Here is a 16,736-nt window from a genome sequence, read left to right on the forward strand (position 1 = left end):
AAAAAACTCGTCCCCACGTGGAGGACGAGTTTTTCGTTAGTTGCGAATCATGTAGTCGAAAGCACCGAGTGCGGCTGTCGCACCAGAGCCCATCGAGATGATGATCTGTTTGTAGGCACTGTTCGTGCAGTCGCCTGCCGCGAACACGCCTGAGATGTTCGTCGAACCATGATGGTCGACGATAACCTCTCCGAAGTTGTTGCGTTCAACCGTATCGAGCCAGTCCGTGTTCGGGACGAGGCCGATCTGGACGAAGACGCCTTCAAGTTCGACGTGATGCGTTTCGTTCGTCTCACGAGACATGTACGAGATCCCGTTCACTTTGTCCGTACCTGTGATTTCAGTCGTCTGGGCGTTCGTGACGACGGTCACGTTCGGGAGACTGTGAAGACGGTTTTGAAGTACTTGGTCGGCCTTCAGTTCAGATGCGAACTCGAGTACCGTGACGTGCTTGACGATGCCAGCGAGGTCGATTGCCGCCTCGACGCCAGAGTTACCGCCGCCGATGACCGCGACACGTTTGCCTTCGAAGAGTGGACCGTCACAGTGTGGGCAGTAGGCGACACCTTTGTTTTTAAACTCAGCTTCGCCTGGGACGTTGACGTTGCGCCAGCGTGCCCCTGTCGACAAGATGACACTCTTACTCTTCAGGATCGCGCCGTTTTCAAGTTCGACTTCGACGAGGTCTTTCTTCTCAAGGCGCTTCGCACGTTGAAGATTCATGACGTCGACGCCATATGCTTTCACGTGTTCCTCTAAGCTCGCGACGAGTTTTGGACCTTCCGTGTACGACGTGCCGATGAAGTTCTCGATGCCCATCGTATCCATCACTTGACCGCCGAAACGTTCAGCGACGATGCCGGTACGAATGCCTTTACGAGCTGCGTAAACGGCCGCACTTGCACCAGCAGGACCACCACCGATGACGAGGACGTCATACGCTTCTTTGTCTTCGAACGCCGAAGCATCAGGACCTGTGCCGAGTTTCGCCAAGATCTCTTCGAGTGACATCCGTCCGTTACCGAACGCTTCTCCGTTCAAGAAGACGGTCGGGACGGCCATGATTTCTTTCGCTTCGACTTCTGCCTTGAACGCGCCGCCGTCGATCATCGTGTGTGAGATGTTCGGGTTGAGCACGCTCATGACGTTAAGTGCTTGGACGACGTCCGGACAGTTATGGCAGCTGAGGCTGATGTACGACTCGAAGTGGTACGTCCCTTGGATGTTTTGGATCTGCTTGATCGCATCTGCGTCTACTTTCGGCGCTCGGCCGCTCACTTGGAGCAACGCGAGGACGAGTGACGTGAACTCATGACCGAGCGGGATCCCGGCGAAGACGATGCCCGTCTCTTCAGACGGACGGTTCACGCTGAAGCTCGGTGTGCGTTCGAGCGTGACGTTTTCGACGGAGATACGTGACGACATGCTTGCGAGCTCGTTGACGAGTTCGAGCATCTCTTTAGAGACCGCGTCGTCGCCAGCGCTCACACGGAGGACGACGTCGCCCTCCATGAGCTGCAAGTATTGGTCTAATTGTTGTTTAATATCTGCTTCTAACATGGAATCCGCTCCTTACAACTTGCCAACGAGATCGAGGCTTGGACGAAGTGTCGCTGAGCCTTCTTCCCATTTCGCTGGGCAAACTTCGCCTGGGTTGTTGCGGACGTATTGTGCTGCTTTGACTTTGTTTACGAGCGTGCTCGCGTCACGGCCGATGCCGCCTGCGTTGATTTCGACAGTTTGGATGACGCCGTCTGGGTCGATGATGAACGTACCGCGGTCAGCAAGGCCATCTTCTTCGTTCAAGACGTCAAAGTTGCGTGAAATCGTGTGTGACGGGTCGCCGATCATGATGTATTCGATCTTGCCGATTTTCTCTGACGTTTCGTGCCAAGCTTTATGCGTGAAGTGTGTGTCTGTAGACACTGAGTAGACTTCGACGCCGAGGTCTTTCAATGTCGCGTATTCGTTTTGAAGGTCTTCAAGTTCAGTCGGGCAGACGAATGTGAAGTCAGCCGGGTAGAAGCAAACGACGCTCCATTGACCTTTAAGGTTGTTGTCTGATACTTCGAGGAATTCTCCTGTTTGGAACGCTTGTGCTGTGAATGGTAAGATTTCTTTGCCGATTAATGACATGGGGTATGTCCTCCTTGGGTTTTTACTCTAGCGGAATTGTATCTCTACTAGAATAATTATAATGTAATACTAATTTCATATAACTAGGCGAAATTGTCAAGACGTATGCATGCTGCCTAAAAGGTTGATCTATCAAGGTGTTTATGTAAAATCGCATCATAACAGTAAAGAAAACGGTTACATGAAAACTGCTAATTTGTTTTTTTAAACTCATATAAAATGAGTAGAACAGTTATTGGTTAAAAAGAGTAAAGAAGAGATTAAGCGCTTCATTCTCGTAAATAATCAACATTTTATCAATTGCATACAAAAAAACCTTATCCATATTGGATTAAGGTTCGTCAAGTTGTTAACTTATGAATCAGTTGTTTATTATAGTCCGCTCCGTCTTTCCCTTTGTGCATGCGAGCGTGGCAATTTGGGCATAATGCAGCCACTTGATCGGGACGTGATAATCCATCATCTGATTCTTTATATAAAGAATGGAGTTCGAGATAAGGACCTTCTTCTGTTTCAAACGGGGCTTGGTTTCCACAAGCTTCACAGCAATTATTTGCCCGAGCCAGCACAGCGTAATAAAGAGCTGCTGTTTGTTCGCGAACTTGTAATTTTCGAGCTGGCATACTTAAACCAGTAGCTCGTTTCGGATCACGTAAAGCAATTTCATTTAACTCTTCAACGGTTTTATAGCGCATAGTTGATGCAAAATGATGGGCTTCTTCTTGAACAACGTGTAGCGGTTCGAATGCAAAAACGATTACTTCGCGCTGGTTATGGTGTTTATCAATTCCGAATTGAATGTCGTAACCGATTAAAATAAGTTGATCCACGAAGCGATAACTACCTTTTCCAAGTGATTCGAAGAGATAGACGTCTTCTCCATTTTCGATATGGTTTAGGAGAGCTTTGTTTCCAAAAGAAAAAGATTGGTTCCCTTCTTGACCCTCACCGCTGTAATAATATAAACCGTCGTCTTCACTCCAGCCATTCTTGTATCCAAACTCTTCATCCATCCCGCTATCAAAAATAAAGATTAGCTTATGTTTGTTCGGAGTACTAATTCCACGTTGACGACTCCCGCCGTATTGATCGTGAAGGACAGAGCGTTTGTATAGTTTGTTTTTTTCGAACAGCATATGTCACCTCGGTTCCGATGTTTTTATCTTCTTAAATTGTACCATGACTAAGTTAGAATAAACGAAAAAGGCAGAGGTCGCCCTCTGCCTTGGTTCATCATTCTGCCATTAACGCACATACTGCATTCGAATACGCTACCGGATCTTCAAGTGGCAATCCTTCGATGAGGAGTGCTTGCTGGTAAAGAAGATCGGTATATTGTTTCGCTTTCGCCTCGTCTTCCGTATAGACGCGTTGCAACGTCTGGAAGATGGCGTGGTCGGCGTTCACTTCGAGCACTTTTTCTGCTTTCATGCCGCCGCCGTTCGGCATCGTGTTCATGATCTTCTCCATCTCGATCGAGACGTCACCTGCGACCGTCAAGCAGACCGGGTGCGACTTGAGACGAGTTGACGCGCGCACTTCTTTGACGCGATCGCCGAGCTCGGTCTTCATGAAGGCGAACAAGTCTTTATTGTCTTCATTGAGCGAATTCGCCGCCTCATCGTCGAGGCCGAGGTCACCGCTCGCGACCGACTTGAACTCTTTGTCTTCATATGACTGGAGCACTTTGATAGCGAATTCGTCGATTTCTTCTGTGAAGTAGAGGATCTCGAAGCCTTCTTCTTTCAAACGCTCCGTTTGCGGGAGAAGATCGATACGATGGATCGATTCGCCCGTCGCGTAATAGATGTACTTCTGGTCCTCTTTCATACGCTTGACGTATTCTTTCAGCGAGACGAGCTTTTTCTCGTTCGACGAGTGGAACAAGAGCAAGTCCTTCAACTCATCCTTCGCGGCGCCGAACTGGTCGTAGACGCCGAACTTGATTTGGCGGCCGAACGCGTCGAAGAACTTCTCGTAGTCCTCGCGCTCATTCTGAAGCATCTTCTCGAGCATGCCTTTAATTTTCGACTTGACGTTCTTAGCGATGACGCGCAGTTGGCGGTCCTGCTGCAACATCTCCCGGGAAATGTTGAGCGATAGGTCTTCCGAGTCGACCATCCCTTTGACGAAACCGAAGTAGTCCGGCAATAAGTCAGGCGATTTCTCCATGATCAAGACGCCGTTCGAGTAGAGCTCGAGCCCTTTCTCGAACTCTTTCGTGTAGTAGTCGTACGGGACCGTCGATGGGATATAGAGGATCGACTGATAGCGGATCGAACCGTCGACGTTCAAGTGGAGATGTTTGAGCGGCTCGTCGAAACCGTAGCGCTTCTCGTGGTAGAACGCCGTGTAGTCCTCGTCCGTCAGTTCGTTCTTCCGCTTGCGCCAAATCGGGACCATACTGTTGATCGTCTCTTCTTCGACATAGTCCTCGAATTCTTCCGAGTCGTCTTTTGGACGGTGTTTCGTCACGTCGAGTTTGATCGGGTAGCGGATGAAGTCCGAATGCTTCTTGATGAGCGAGCGGACCTCATATTCCTCTAAGAATGAAGAATACGTATCGTCTTCGGTGTCGGCTTTCAAGTGCAGGACGATCTCGGTTCCGATCTCTTGTTTAGACGTCGGCTCAATCGTATAGCCGTCGATGCCGTCTGACTCCCAAAGATATCCTTGGTCACTGTCGACGGAACGGGTCCGGACCGTCACACGGTCGGCGACCATGAACGCCGAGTAGAAACCGACGCCGAATTGACCGATCAAGCTGTGGTCTTCTTCCATCTTCGTCGCCTGCTTCATCGCGAGCGAACCGCTCTTGGCGATGATCCCGAGGTTCGATTCGAGTTCGTCTTCCGTCATCCCGATCCCGGTGTCACGGATTGTGACCGTGCGTGCGTCTTTGTCGAGTTCGACTTTGACGAAATAATCGTCCTTGTTGAAGTCGATCGCCTCGTCCGAGAGGGCGCGGTAATACATCTTGTCGATGGCATCACTCGCGTTCGAGATGAGCTCACGCAGGAAGATGTCCTTATGTGTATAGATTGAGTGGACCATCAACTCTAAAATTCGTTTCGATTCGGCTTGAAACTGTTTCTTTGTCATGACCGTTCTCCTTTGTCGTTCGATTTTGGCACTCTGTATATAAGAGTGCTAACACTCTTCATTATCCTAATTTTTGGAGAGATGTCAAGGCGGATGAAAACAAAAGATTGACGACGAAGCATCATTCGAGTATTGTTGAGTACATGCGATGAGCTGGTCTATGTAAGACGGCGGACATTCCTTCGGGAGCACGTTGTGGAGCGTGGTTCGACGCGGTAGACTTTTCGAGAGCACCTCTTTAGAGAGGTGCTCATTTTTTTTGCCTAAACATCAAGCCCCTTCAACTGCGAAGGGGCTTTTGTCATGCCCGCACGTAAGCGAGCAGCATCTCTTTCAAGACACGTTGTTGGATCATTGGGTCGATATCTTTCTCTAAATAGCTGATGTGCGACTTCAAGATGATGTTGTTGCCGAACGTGCCGAACGCGTTGATGACGGTGATGACCGTCTCTTTCACGTCGATATCGTGACGGAACGACCCGTCCGTCCGCCCGTCTTGGATGAGCGGCTCGAGCGTCGCCATGATTTGGCGCTGCAGTTCGATATAGCCGTCGATTCCCGGCAGCGGGGAGGCGACGAACGAGGCGTAGCTCTCGAACGCCTCACGGAATCGGGAGTGGCTCGTCTGACGCAGCTGTTGCCCAAGCAAATAATCGAGTATCGCTTCTAGTCTTGAGTAGGCGTCTCCGGGACGCGCCGTCAATTCCTTGAAGACGTGCAACGTCGGCGTCAAGTTATGGACGGCGGCCGCAACGATCAGTTGGTCTTTTTTCGGGAAATAGCGGAACAGCGTCGCCACCCCGATGTTTGCAGCGTCGGCGATGTCCTGCATTTGGACGCGCTCAAACCCGTCTTTCAAAAAAAGTGTCTCAGCTTGATCGATGATGTGATTCAAGCGATCTTCTTTATTTTGTTGTCGTTTGTTCATCTAATCACCTCTTTGTTGTCTCGTCATTATAACGTGTTCAGGCAGTTTCGTTGAGAATCAAATGTGCCTCGTCTATTATTACGATAGTTAGACTATCATAATTTAAGAATGGAGAGAATTTAATGCGATTAAAGGGGAAAGTTGCGGTCATCACAGGTGCAGGCAGTGGGATGGGAGAAGCGACGGCGAAATTGTTCGCAAAAGAAGGGGCGACGGTCGTCGCGACCGACATCAATCTTGAAGCAGTAACGAGCGTTGTCGAGGCGATTCGAGCGCAGGACGGGGAGGCGCTGTCGATTCAACACGATGTGACATCACGTACAGATTGGGAGAAGGTTTACGCAGAAGTCCAAGCAACGTGCGGCAAGCTCGACATTCTCGTCAACAACGCTGGCATCGCGCTCGCTAAACCATTTTTACAGCAAACAGAAGACGACTGGGCGCGGACGTATCGCATCAACATCGATGGCGTCATGCTCGGAACGCAATATGCGATCCCGCTCATGGAGAAAAATTCCGGCGGCTCGATCGTCAACATTTCATCAATTTCGGCGTTGACCGGTATGGCCGGAGCAGGAGCGTATACAGCATCGAAAGGTGCGGTCCGCTCGCTCACGAAAGCAGCAGCCGTCGATTACGGCAAACAAAACATTCGCGTCAACTCGGTCCACCCGGGCTATATCGTCACGCCGATGAGCGCGCCGCACATGGAGCATCCGGACTATAAACAGCATTTCTTGAATCAAGTCGCCTTGCCGAATTTAGGGACGGCACATGAGGTGGCGGCAGCCGTCTTGTTCCTCGCGTCAGACGAGGCGAACCATATCACCGGCATCGAACTACCGGTCGACGGGGGCGTCACGGCTAAATAAAAGTAGGGTCTCATCTGAGGCCCTACTTTTTCGCTACTCCAAAATCCCAACGAGTTCCATGACGAGCAGGACGAACAATCCTGAACCGAGGACGGCGGCGAAGAAGACGAGGACGGCGTACTCTTTTTGTTTCAAGATGGCCCACCAGCCGGTCACGAACGCCCCGAGTCCGAGTACGAAGAACGTGGTCATGTAGCTAAGTCGAAGCATGTGTGCGGCGTTGTCGCTCCAAAGCGTTGACGTGAACGTCGTGTCGAAGTTGTCGAGCAACAAGAACGGCACGTACATGGCGAGGAACAAGCCAATGAGAATGATCGACCACTTGCCGACCGAGGTGCGGGGGAACAAGGCGCCATTCATGACGATTCACCTCTTTTCCGTTACAAAATCATCTGTATAGAACTATTCCCGTTTTGGTGAACGTTTGACTATTTTTCGCCTAAACGACATGAGATCGTCGGAACTAGAGAAACGATTGTCTTTCTCTATGAACGCTAACAAGCCCAGACAAAAGCGTCTGGGCTTGTTTCAGTACCATTCTTTCGGTTCGTAATTCAATTCGCGGAACAACTGCTCGCGCTCTTTTTTCGACAGGTCGCGCCATTGTCCGGGCGGGAGCTTGCCAAGCGTGATGTTCATGACGCGCACGCGTTGAAGGCGGTATACCTCGTAACCGAGCGTCTCACACATACGGCGGATCTGGCGGTTGAGTCCTTGCGTCAATGTGATGTTGAAGTCGAACTTCGACAGCGGATGGACTTTACACGGTAACGTCTTTTGACCGAGGATTTTGACGCCGGCTTCCATCTGTTCGACGAACTCTGGTGTGATCGGCTTGTCGACCGAGACGATGTATTCCTTCTCGTGCTCGCCCTCAGCGCGAAGAATTTCGTTGACGATATCGCCGTCGTTCGTCATCAAGATGAGCCCTTCCGAGTCTTTGTCGAGCCGGCCGATGTTGAAGATGCGGAGCGGGTGGTTGACGAGGTCGACGAGGTTGCCTTTGACTTTCTTCTCCGTCGTGCTCGTGACGCCGACCGGTTTATGGACAGCGATGTAGACGTTGTTGCGGGCGACGCGGGCGGCCGAACCGTTGACGAGTACTTCGTCACCCGGGTTTATTTGGTCCCCAATTTTCGCTTTCTTCCCGTTGATCGTGACCCGTCCTTCTTCGACGAGACGATCGGCTTGGCGGCGGGACGCCTTGCCGGATTCACTAATAAATTTGTTAATACGCATGGTTACACGTCCTTATGAAATGATACTTCACTATACCGCATTTAGAGGGGGGATCACAATTACTGTCCGCTAGGAGGAAGGACGCGGGTGATGCTGCCCCAAAAGTTGAACTCGTTGAAGTCGATATAACGGATATTCTGTGAGCGATTGTCGAGCACCTCGAGCAAGACGACGTCCGGGAAGCCGGGCTTTTTAAAGATCATATAGCCGATTCCCGTAACGGAATGATTTTTATAAAATCCGTTCGCCATGTTCAAAATGAACGGTCGACCGGCGGCCAGTTCCCGTTCGAACGTAGACCACTTCCATAAATAGCGGGAACTCCCGTGCCCAGCATAGCCATAACGGGACCAGAGTTTTGTGATGATCACACTGATTCGTGTCGGCGGTGTCCCTTTCTCGTCTTTGAACTGATGGGCGAGGGCGATCTCGCGCGCGTCTTGTTGGAGTTGAAACACGTCGTCAGGGATGTTGGGATAGCCGTGGTCATGGTAATAACGGAAAATGGCCGTCATCGATGTGAGGGTACAATTATTCTTCCCACCGTTGAACGCTTTTTGAAGCAACGCCGGGACCCCGTCGACCCGTTGCTTAGATTTCACCGTCCAATGTCCATGATAGCGGTCGTTCACATACGCTTCCGGGTCGATGATGCCGGCATAGCTTTTTTTCGCAATCTCGAGCTGTCCGGCGTAATGATGTTCCATGGCGCACCCCTCCCTTTTCTCCATTATACAAACAACGCCTCTTCCCAGGGAAATATGAGAAGAGGCGTTCTGTCGTCAAAAGACCAAGTGGGCGATCCCGACGACGATCGGGAGCGTGATGAACGTCCGGAGCAAGAAGATGAGGACGAGGTCGAAGAATGAAATCGGAAGTTTCGACCCGAGGAGCAGTCCCCCGACTTCCGACATGAAGATGAGCTGCGTGACCGATACAGTGGCGATGATGAACCGTGTCATCTCGCTCTCGATACCGCTGCCGAGCACGGCTGGCAAGAACATGTCGGCGAAACCGACGACCATCGTCTGAGCGGCGGCTTCCGCCTCCGGCACTTGCAACAGCATCAAAATCGGTTCAAACGGTTTACCGAGAATCGTAAATAGCGGGGTGTACTCAGCAGTGATGAGCGCGATCGTCCCGACGGCCATGACGATCGGCAAAATACCGAGCCACATGTCGAGCACGTTTTGGAAACCGTCTTTCAACGTGGCAACGAAGCTCTTGCTTGAGCGTGACTTGAGCAACGCTTGACGGAGTGCCCATTTCGGCATCGAGACGTTGGCCGGTACCGGCTCTTCCGGTTTTAGTTCGGTCTCTTCATATGGGGTGTCGGCTTTTTTCGACAACGGATAAATCCGTGGCATGATGAGTGCTGCGACGATACCTGACACGACGATGGCGCCATAATATTGTAAGAAGTAAGCATCGAGCTCCATATACGACAAGATGACGATTGTGAACGTGATCGAGACGACCGAGAACGTCGTGGCGATGACGGCGGCCTCTCGTTTTGTGTAGTAGCCGTTCTCATATTGTTTCGTCGTCAACAGAATCCCGATCGTCGCGTCACCGACCCAAGATGCGAGCGAGTCGAGCGAGGCCCGGCCCGGCAGTTTGAAGAGTGGGCGCATCACTTTGATGAGCATCGTCCCGACGAACTCGAGCAGTCCGAAGTTCAACAGGAGCGGTAGCAACATGCCGGCAAATAAGAACGTCGCGAACAAAATCGGAATCAAATCATACAGCAACAGGCCACCCGTAAACTCGGATGTGATCATCTCCGGCCCGATCACGAGCAACGTCATCACCCCGGCGATCAGACCGACGACCCGCATCCCGAACCAGAACGGTGTGACGTTGAACAGTGAATTGAAGTGTGGCCGCTCAAGGACGAACGCCGGTTTGGCTAGATATGTCCAAAGTGACCCGAGCACCGAGATGCCCATCATGATGACGGCGAGTGTCGGGACGACACCGCCGATCAAACCGATCAATTGGTTCGACAAGAAGGCGACCGGGATCGTGAATCCGTCATCGGTCGGAATCGGCACGATGAAAAACATGAGTCCGATTAAAGATGGAATCAAAAACTTCAAAAAATCGTTGGACGTGAATGACGTCCCGTCTTGGCCAGGCTTGTTTGGTGTTTGATTCATGTTAGTTACCCCATTTCCCCGAAATAGTAGTTGGCGCATATCACCCGCATGTCCCCATCATGCGTTTCGTGATTTGCTATGAAAGAATCGCGTCTTCTCGTTCATTATAAAGAAGGGGTTACGTGCCTAGCAACAATCCGTTGTAATTTTCTGAAAAAAGACAGCGTCACGATGAGCGGACTATTCGTATTGTCAAGTCGACTTTAGTATGATGACGGCGAGTCTTACAAATTCGAGATGTTCAACATATATACTATAAGGAGTGAATGATAACGATGAGATTAAGCGTCCTCGATCAAGCGCCGGTGACGTCCGGACATACGTCAGAACATGCATTACAGAGCGCCGTCGAACTCGCCCAAGTGGCAGAAGAGCTAGGGTATTACCGGATGTGGATGGCTGAACACCACGGTGGCATGTCGTTCGCGAGTTCGGCCCCGGAAGTCATCGCGGCCTATATCGCTGCGAAGACGGAACGAATTCGTCTCGGGTCGGGCGGCATCATGATGATGCACTATTCGCCGCTCAAGATGGCCGAAGTGTTCAAGACGCTGAGCGCACTCGCACCAGGTCGAATCGACTTTGGGGTCGGCCGGGCCCCGGGTGGCGACGCCAACGCCATCTACGCGATGTCGCAAGGACAGAAGCCGATGATGGACGGACTATATGAGAAATTGCAGACGACACTCCAACTGATCAACGATGAGACGCCGGAAGAACGGTGGTACAAAACGACGCCGGCCGCACCGACCGGGGTGACGCTCCCTGAGGCTTGGCTGCTCGGGTCAAGCGGCAACAGCGCCGTCCAAGCCGGCCGCATGGGCGTCGGCTACTCGTTCGCCCAATTTTTTAACGGGGAATTGAGCAAAGACACGCTCGACACGTACCGGCATCACTTCACACCGTCAGCGTTCATGGAGAAGCCTGAAATCAATGTCACGTATCTCGTGACGACGGCCGAAACGGAGGAAGAGGCGGAATATTTGGCGCGTCCGTCCGACTTGTCACGCCTATTCCTGATGAGAGGGCAGCTGCGTCAATTGCTCAGCCCGGAAGCGGCCAACGATTACCCGCTCACCGAAGTCGACAAGATCCACATCGCCAACAACCGTGCCATCCATCTCGTCGGGACGCCAAAACAGATCGCGGCGAAATTGCAGGACGAGTCCGTGCAGTATGGCTTTGACGAGGCGATGATTTGCAGTATCCAACATACACAAGCACAGCGGTTGAACGTCTACCGTCTGCTCGCGAAAGAACTCCTCTAACGAAACGCTCCTTCTCATATCGGGAAGGAGCGTTTTAGATTAGCGGAACAGTTGCATAAGCACGAACAAGGCGACGAGTCCGCCGAGAGAGACAGTAAAGAAGACGGCGACCGAGCGTTCGTGGTTGCGGAGGATGGTGTATAGACCGACGACGAACGCACCGAGGGCAGCGGCGATGGCTGACATCGAGAAGACGACACCCCATGTGTTATCGAACAAGGTGTCGAAGTTGAACGGTTGACCCGACTGGACGATGAGAGCAGAGACGACTAAGAGCAGAAACACGGCGAGCAACAGGACAACGGACCATTTCCCTGGTCGCGTCTGTGGATAGACGTTCCGACTGAGCATGACGGTTCACCTCACTTTTCATCTAAACTCATTTACCTATACCCGATTTTTTTAGCTATTTCCAAAAATACTTTCCCTTTTTTTGAACGGTTTTATGAACAAGTCGGCGTAAAAGTTCTAAACTAAAGGAAATGGAGATTGTATGGAGGTAAAGTATGCAACAGATGAAGGCCGATCCACATTATTTGTTTGATGTATTCGTTCGCTTGTATCGAATGGTCTTTTTGATGGAAGTGACGCCGAAAGGGTATCGTTACGTCCGTGTCAGTGAGCAGGGGAAGCGCGCGTCGTCGCTTCCGGACGATGTGAGCGGTCGCTATTTGCACGAGATGTATGCGCCGGACGTCGCGAACGAGTTGATTTTGCACTATGATGTGGTCGTTTCGTCTCGTGAGCCAGTTTATTTCATGTCAAAGATGAATATAGAAACTAACACCGCACGCTTCGCCTCATCCATGCTCATGCCGCTCGAGGACGACACTGGAGAAGTGCGCTACGTTCTCGGTTTGACGACCGATTTGTCGGAAGATGCGGAGATGAAGCTACTCAGCAGCATCGAGAACATCGATTATTTGACGGGCATGCCGAACTTGATGAAAGTGAAGCTCGAGCTTGAAAAACTGTTCGCCAAACGAGAGCGTGAGGAAGCGACGAGCGTCATGCGCTTCCATATCAACCGTTTTAAGATCATCCTGTCGCTCCAAGGGGTGGAGCGATCGCAACGTTTAATCAAAGAGATGACCCGTCACTTATCTGACTTGCTGCCGAAAGGCTCAATCATCGGTCGCGTCGACGGGGAAGATTTCATCGCCGTACTGCCGCATACCTCGATCGAGACAGCATACATGCATGGGGAACGTTTACTGGCGACAATCGCGGATTACACGTACCATGTTGCCGAGACCGAGTTCACCCTGTCCGGCTGTCTCGGTATCAGTTCTGGCAGTGAAGACGCCGACCAAGTGATCATGAACGCGTCGACAGCATTGCTAGAAGCAAGGCAAGCCGGTAAACAGATGATTAAAGTGTATGAGAAAGACGATTATATGCAGCATTACATCGACGAGATGACGATTGAGATGGAACTTCATAAAGGATTGAAGGCAGGCGAACTCGGCGTCGTCTATCAGCCGAAAGTAGACTGTCGGAATGGCGCCGTCCATTTCGAGGCGCTCGTCCGCTGGAAGAACACCGTGCTCGGAAACATTTCGCCTGAAACATTCATCAAAATTGCGGAGCAGTCACTGTTGATCGAGGACATCACTGAGTTCGTGTTCGAACGCGTCTGCCGCGATTTGAGCGATCGACCCGGGCTGTTCAACGGCCGCCGTGTCGCGGTCAACTTGTCCCCGGTCTTGTTCCGTCAAGACTACGTCCAAAGCAACCTGATCCCGCTTCTTAAAACGTATGGCCTCTCAGCTGATCAGTTCGAGTTCGAGATCACGGAACATACGCTCATGCAGGAACCGCTCATCGGGATCCAGACAGTCGACTACTTGAAGGCGGCGGGATTCCGCATCTTGATTGATGACTTCGGCGTCAGCTATTCGTCACTCAACTATTTGAAGATGTTCGACATCGACGGCATCAAGATCGACCGGTCGTTCATTAGTCAGCTCGATAAAGACAACGGATTAAAAGAATATGAGATCGTCAAACTGATTGTCGCACTCGCTAAAAAACTGAACTTAGCAGTCACGGCGGAAGGTGTCGAGACGGAAGCACAGTACCGTGCAATCCAGCGGCTCGGATGCGACGACGTGCAAGGCTATTTCTTCAGCCGGCCGCTCTCGCTCTCTAACCTCGAGCCGGCACTTGAGACAATCGTCTGTCAATACGAGGCGCTGCGGTTAGACGGCTCGGACCGGTCCAAGTTAGCGGCACGGTTCGATGAGACAGAGGCCGAACGATTGAAAACAATCCTTCGGCTCGAAATTTTAGATACCCCGCGGGAAGAACGGTACGATCGCATCAGCCGACTCGTCGCGAAGACGCTCGAGATGCCGATCGCGCTCATCTCGATCCTGACAACGGACCGGCAGTGGATCAAATCGTGCCAAGGTACTAATTTCGAAAGTCCACCCCACATCGATCGGAAGTGGACGCTATGTGACCGCGTCGTGACCGGTCAGGGATCCCTCGTGATCGAAGACGTCAAAACCGCGGAGGCGTTGAGTGAGAATCCGTTGCTCGAAGGGATCGGCTTTTATGCGGGTGTGCCGCTTATGACGAGAAGCGGACACGTCATCGGAACGCTCTGCGTCACCGACGGAGTGCCCCGCTCGTTCGAGCATGAGGCGGTGCAGACGCTTGAAGATTTTGCGCGTTGGGTGATGGCCGAAATCGAATTGACCGAACAGGCACGTGCTCAAGAGCGGCGTCAACAGACACTCGAGTCGCTGTACGAGGTTACGGCCATCCAAGCCCCGTTTGCTGACAAGCTGAAGCGGATCCAAGAAGTGCTCAGGGAGTGGATCGGTTATTCGCATGCCGTCATCTTCTCGACAGAATCACGCCAGCGCGTCCTGTCCGCCGATGGGGATGCCTGGATCGATTGGACGGACGAGCGCCTACAGCACGTTCATGCGCTGACGACGGTCGGGCATCAAAAATTGAAACGTTCGGAGCTCGTCCTCGAAGGGGTTGAATTCGCATCGATGATCAGCTTGCCGTTATCAAACGAAGGCAAGACGTTCGGATGGGTCGTCTTCCTGGCGGAGCAGGGCAGTTTAAACGATGTCGCCGATGCGGTGGCAATCCACGAGATGACGGACACGATCTTACTCGTGACCCGTTGGATGGAGAACGAGATTCGCCGAGAACGTAAACATCAGGAAGTGATCGAGCTCATCACAAAAGACGGGCTGACTAAATTGCCGAACCGTCACTCGCTCATGACGGACTTGAGACAGACGATGAATCGAAAACGGCCGGTGGCGCTCCTGTTCATCGATTTGGATGATTTCAAGCGAATCAACGATACGCACGGTCATCTCGTCGGCGATGAAGTGCTCGTCGAAGTGGCGAAACGTATCGGATCGTTCAGTCACATGCATGCAGGGAAAGCGTACCGGTTTGCCGGGGATGAGTTTTTGATTGTCATCGAGGCAAGTCCGGAATCGCTTGAAGAAGCCGTTTTTGACCAACTATCGACCGTTATTTCCCGGGAAATCACGATCGGGGGCGGATTGGCGCTACATCTCTCAGCCAGTATTGGTGTCGCATATTCTGACGCTAGTTTGTCTTCCCTCGACACGCTCATCCATCACTCGGATGCGGCGATGTATATCGCTAAAAACGGTGGTGGGGACGGCTACTATATTTATGATTCGTATCAAGAAAATAAATGAATGAAAGGAGGGGGCTCATGCAGACGTTAAAACGCTACTCAGAACGCTTTTGGTATATGACGCCCGTTAGTGAGACGGACCGGCCGATCATCGGCGCGGTCGTCGGGGACACCCATACGCTCATGATCGATGCGGGCAATTCCGAGGCCCACGCGAACTTATTTTTAGACGCCTTGGCCGAGCGGGGGATCAGCCGTCCGTCGCTCGTCGCGTTGACGCACTGGCACTGGGACCACATCTTCGGTCTGTCGGCGTTACAAGATACCGTCTCGGTTGCAAGCGGGGCGACGAAAGCGAGGATGGAGCGTCTCATACCATACAACTGGGACGACGAGTCGCTCGATGAACGCGTCGAGAGCGGCATCGAGATCGCTTTTTGTGCGGAGGCGATCCGGCTCGAGTTCGGGGACACCCGCTCGATGCAAGTCGTCCTACCGACCGTGACGTTCGACGACACATTGACGCTCGACCTCGGTGGCGTCCACGTCTTGTTGAAACACGTCGGGGGCGATCATACGGCCGACGCGGTCGTCGCCTATATCCCGGAAGAGAAAGTGCTGTTTTTAGGGGACGCCTTATATGCGAACTTGTATGCCCCGTCTTGGCGGATGACGGCCGGGGAGACGCTACGGTTGTTGAGCGTCCTCGACACGTTCGAGGCCGAGGCGTACGTCTGGTCGCACGGTCAAGTGGCGACGCGGGCAGAGTATGAGAAAGACCGTGATATGTTACGGATTCTAGCGCAAATCAGTCTCGATTTCCCGGGAAATAAAGAGTTAATAACGGCTCAATACGAACGCTTGACCGGTCATCCGGTTGATGAAGAAGAACAAGAACTGATCACGTTTTTTGTGAACGGGTCAGGTGGTGAAGCGTGATGGACATCATCCACATCCGTGAAGACGACGAGGCGTTCCAACAGTTTTTGACGAATCGGTTGCGTGCGTTCAACGATGTTCATTCAGCGCATCACCGAGCAATCCGCAATGCCGACGTCCCGGTCGTCCAGTTGAAAGTGGAGCGTGACGGTCAAGTGATTGCCGGACTGTTCGGTAGCGTCTACTGGGGCTGGTTCGACCTTGACCGGTTATGGGTTGACTCCAACCATGCCGGTGCAGGGATTGGGACACGACTCCTTGAGGAAAGTGAGCGTCATGCCCGCGCACTCGGAGCCACGCAAGTAAAGCTGACGACATTTTCGTTTCAGGCGAAAGCGTTTTATGAACGTTTCGGCTACGAGGTGGCCGGTGTCCTCCGCGACTATCCCCCGGGCTCTGACTACTACATGATGACGAAACGTTTGACCGATGCATGAAAAAGGCGACTCGCGC

Annotated in this window: 15 protein-coding genes; 5 read left to right on the forward strand and 10 right to left on the reverse strand. The window is 52.0% G+C overall.

The genetic code is table 11. The features are described 5' to 3' along the window. Positions 1 to 36: 36 nt before the first annotated feature. The 5 genes from ahpF to BJU60_RS06115 form a co-directional block, all read right to left on the reverse strand. Positions 37 to 1,560 (reverse strand): alkyl hydroperoxide reductase subunit F, encoded by a 1,524-nt coding sequence (ahpF, locus tag BJU60_RS06095; protein WP_070328016.1) that lies wholly within the window; start codon positions 1,558 to 1,560, stop codon positions 37 to 39. 12 nt (positions 1,561 to 1,572) lie between these two features. Next, positions 1,573 to 2,136 carry an alkyl hydroperoxide reductase subunit C gene (gene ahpC, locus BJU60_RS06100; RefSeq protein ID WP_016510347.1) on the reverse strand — a complete coding sequence of 188 codons (564 nt, stop codon included), beginning with the start codon at positions 2,134 to 2,136 and terminating at the stop codon, positions 1,573 to 1,575. A 341-nt stretch (positions 2,137 to 2,477) separates the two neighbouring features. Then, positions 2,478 to 3,272 carry a hypothetical protein gene (locus tag BJU60_RS06105; protein ID WP_070328017.1) on the reverse strand — a complete coding sequence of 265 codons (795 nt, stop codon included), beginning with the start codon at positions 3,270 to 3,272 and terminating at the stop codon, positions 2,478 to 2,480. A gap of 97 nt (positions 3,273 to 3,369) precedes the next feature. Further along, positions 3,370 to 5,238, reverse strand: coding sequence for a molecular chaperone HtpG (gene htpG, locus BJU60_RS06110; RefSeq protein ID WP_070328018.1), 1,869 nt, complete (start codon positions 5,236 to 5,238; stop codon positions 3,370 to 3,372). A gap of 301 nt (positions 5,239 to 5,539) precedes the next feature. Beyond that, on the reverse strand, positions 5,540 to 6,166 hold the full coding sequence (locus tag BJU60_RS06115) for a TetR/AcrR family transcriptional regulator (protein WP_070328019.1): 627 nt from the start codon (positions 6,164 to 6,166) through the stop codon (positions 5,540 to 5,542). 122 nt (positions 6,167 to 6,288) lie between these two features. On the opposite strand from BJU60_RS06115, the gene BJU60_RS06120 reads away from it, so the two are divergent. Beyond that, entirely contained in the window at positions 6,289 to 7,038 is a 750-nt protein-coding gene (locus BJU60_RS06120) for an SDR family NAD(P)-dependent oxidoreductase (RefSeq protein WP_070328020.1), read from the forward strand. 33 nt (positions 7,039 to 7,071) lie between these two features. Here the strand turns inward: BJU60_RS06120 and BJU60_RS06125 are convergent, their stop codons facing one another. The 4 genes from BJU60_RS06125 to BJU60_RS06140 form a co-directional block, all read right to left on the reverse strand. Then, complete coding sequence (locus tag BJU60_RS06125; RefSeq protein ID WP_070328021.1) at positions 7,072 to 7,398, reverse strand: hypothetical protein; 327 nt, start codon at positions 7,396 to 7,398, stop codon at positions 7,072 to 7,074. 168 nt (positions 7,399 to 7,566) lie between these two features. Next, complete coding sequence (gene rluF / locus BJU60_RS06130; RefSeq protein WP_070328022.1) at positions 7,567 to 8,277, reverse strand: 23S rRNA pseudouridine(2604) synthase RluF; 711 nt, start codon at positions 8,275 to 8,277, stop codon at positions 7,567 to 7,569. 59 nt (positions 8,278 to 8,336) lie between these two features. Next, a complete protein-coding gene (locus BJU60_RS06135) occupies positions 8,337 to 8,984 on the reverse strand; it encodes a C39 family peptidase (protein ID WP_070328023.1) in 648 nt (215 codons plus the stop codon). A gap of 75 nt (positions 8,985 to 9,059) precedes the next feature. Beyond that, positions 9,060 to 10,436, reverse strand: coding sequence for a YjiH family protein (locus BJU60_RS06140; protein WP_070328024.1), 1,377 nt, complete (start codon positions 10,434 to 10,436; stop codon positions 9,060 to 9,062). A 275-nt stretch (positions 10,437 to 10,711) separates the two neighbouring features. Between BJU60_RS06140 and BJU60_RS06145 the strand changes: the two genes are divergently transcribed. Continuing rightward, on the forward strand, positions 10,712 to 11,704 hold the full coding sequence (locus tag BJU60_RS06145; RefSeq protein WP_070328025.1) for an MsnO8 family LLM class oxidoreductase: 993 nt from the start codon (positions 10,712 to 10,714) through the stop codon (positions 11,702 to 11,704). Positions 11,705 to 11,743: 39 nt separating this feature from the next. Here BJU60_RS06145 and BJU60_RS06150 read toward each other — a convergent pair whose 3' ends face one another. Continuing rightward, positions 11,744 to 12,055, reverse strand: a complete 312-nt coding sequence (locus BJU60_RS06150) for a hypothetical protein (protein ID WP_070328026.1) — start codon at positions 12,053 to 12,055, stop codon at positions 11,744 to 11,746. A 155-nt stretch (positions 12,056 to 12,210) separates the two neighbouring features. Between BJU60_RS06150 and BJU60_RS15425 the strand changes: the two genes are divergently transcribed. The 3 genes from BJU60_RS15425 to BJU60_RS06165 are packed head-to-tail and all read left to right on the forward strand — an operon-like array spanning position 12,211 to position 16,720. Beyond that, on the forward strand, positions 12,211 to 15,405 hold the full coding sequence (locus tag BJU60_RS15425; RefSeq protein WP_070328027.1) for an EAL domain-containing protein: 3,195 nt from the start codon (positions 12,211 to 12,213) through the stop codon (positions 15,403 to 15,405). A 17-nt stretch (positions 15,406 to 15,422) separates the two neighbouring features. Continuing rightward, positions 15,423 to 16,283: an MBL fold metallo-hydrolase gene (locus BJU60_RS06160; RefSeq protein WP_070328028.1), complete on the forward strand. Its 861-nt coding sequence runs from the start codon at positions 15,423 to 15,425 to the stop codon at positions 16,281 to 16,283. After that, a complete protein-coding gene (locus tag BJU60_RS06165) occupies positions 16,283 to 16,720 on the forward strand; it encodes a GNAT family N-acetyltransferase (RefSeq protein ID WP_070328029.1) in 438 nt (145 codons plus the stop codon). The genes BJU60_RS06160 and BJU60_RS06165 overlap by 1 nt, the downstream gene beginning before the upstream one ends. Positions 16,721 to 16,736 lie beyond the last annotated feature (16 nt).

Origin of the sequence: Exiguobacterium aurantiacum (genome assembly GCF_001766415.1) — a bacterium.
Taxonomy (GTDB): domain Bacteria; phylum Bacillota; class Bacilli; order Exiguobacteriales; family Exiguobacteriaceae; genus Exiguobacterium; species Exiguobacterium aurantiacum_A.

Bases quoted from the DNA above. Each gene is read 5' to 3' on its own strand.
- ahpF (WP_070328016.1), bottom strand. From the start codon at position 1,560: ATGTTAGAAGCAGATATTAAACAACAATTAGACCAATACTTGCAGCTC.
- ahpC (WP_016510347.1), bottom strand. From the start codon at position 2,136: ATGTCATTAATCGGCAAAGAAATCTTACCATTCACAGCACAAGCGTTC.
- BJU60_RS06105 (WP_070328017.1), bottom strand. From the start codon at position 3,272: ATGCTGTTCGAAAAAAACAAACTATACAAACGCTCTGTCCTTCACGAT.
- htpG (WP_070328018.1), bottom strand. From the start codon at position 5,238: ATGACAAAGAAACAGTTTCAAGCCGAATCGAAACGAATTTTAGAGTTG.
- BJU60_RS06115 (WP_070328019.1), bottom strand. From the start codon at position 6,166: ATGAACAAACGACAACAAAATAAAGAAGATCGCTTGAATCACATCATC.
- BJU60_RS06120 (WP_070328020.1), top strand. From the start codon at position 6,289: ATGCGATTAAAGGGGAAAGTTGCGGTCATCACAGGTGCAGGCAGTGGG.
- BJU60_RS06125 (WP_070328021.1), bottom strand. From the start codon at position 7,398: ATGAATGGCGCCTTGTTCCCCCGCACCTCGGTCGGCAAGTGGTCGATC.
- rluF (WP_070328022.1), bottom strand. From the start codon at position 8,277: ATGCGTATTAACAAATTTATTAGTGAATCCGGCAAGGCGTCCCGCCGC.
- BJU60_RS06135 (WP_070328023.1), bottom strand. From the start codon at position 8,984: ATGGAACATCATTACGCCGGACAGCTCGAGATTGCGAAAAAAAGCTAT.
- BJU60_RS06140 (WP_070328024.1), bottom strand. From the start codon at position 10,436: ATGAATCAAACACCAAACAAGCCTGGCCAAGACGGGACGTCATTCACG.
- BJU60_RS06145 (WP_070328025.1), top strand. From the start codon at position 10,712: ATGAGATTAAGCGTCCTCGATCAAGCGCCGGTGACGTCCGGACATACG.
- BJU60_RS06150 (WP_070328026.1), bottom strand. From the start codon at position 12,055: ATGCTCAGTCGGAACGTCTATCCACAGACGCGACCAGGGAAATGGTCC.
- BJU60_RS15425 (WP_070328027.1), top strand. From the start codon at position 12,211: ATGCAACAGATGAAGGCCGATCCACATTATTTGTTTGATGTATTCGTT.
- BJU60_RS06160 (WP_070328028.1), top strand. From the start codon at position 15,423: ATGCAGACGTTAAAACGCTACTCAGAACGCTTTTGGTATATGACGCCC.
- BJU60_RS06165 (WP_070328029.1), top strand. From the start codon at position 16,283: ATGGACATCATCCACATCCGTGAAGACGACGAGGCGTTCCAACAGTTT.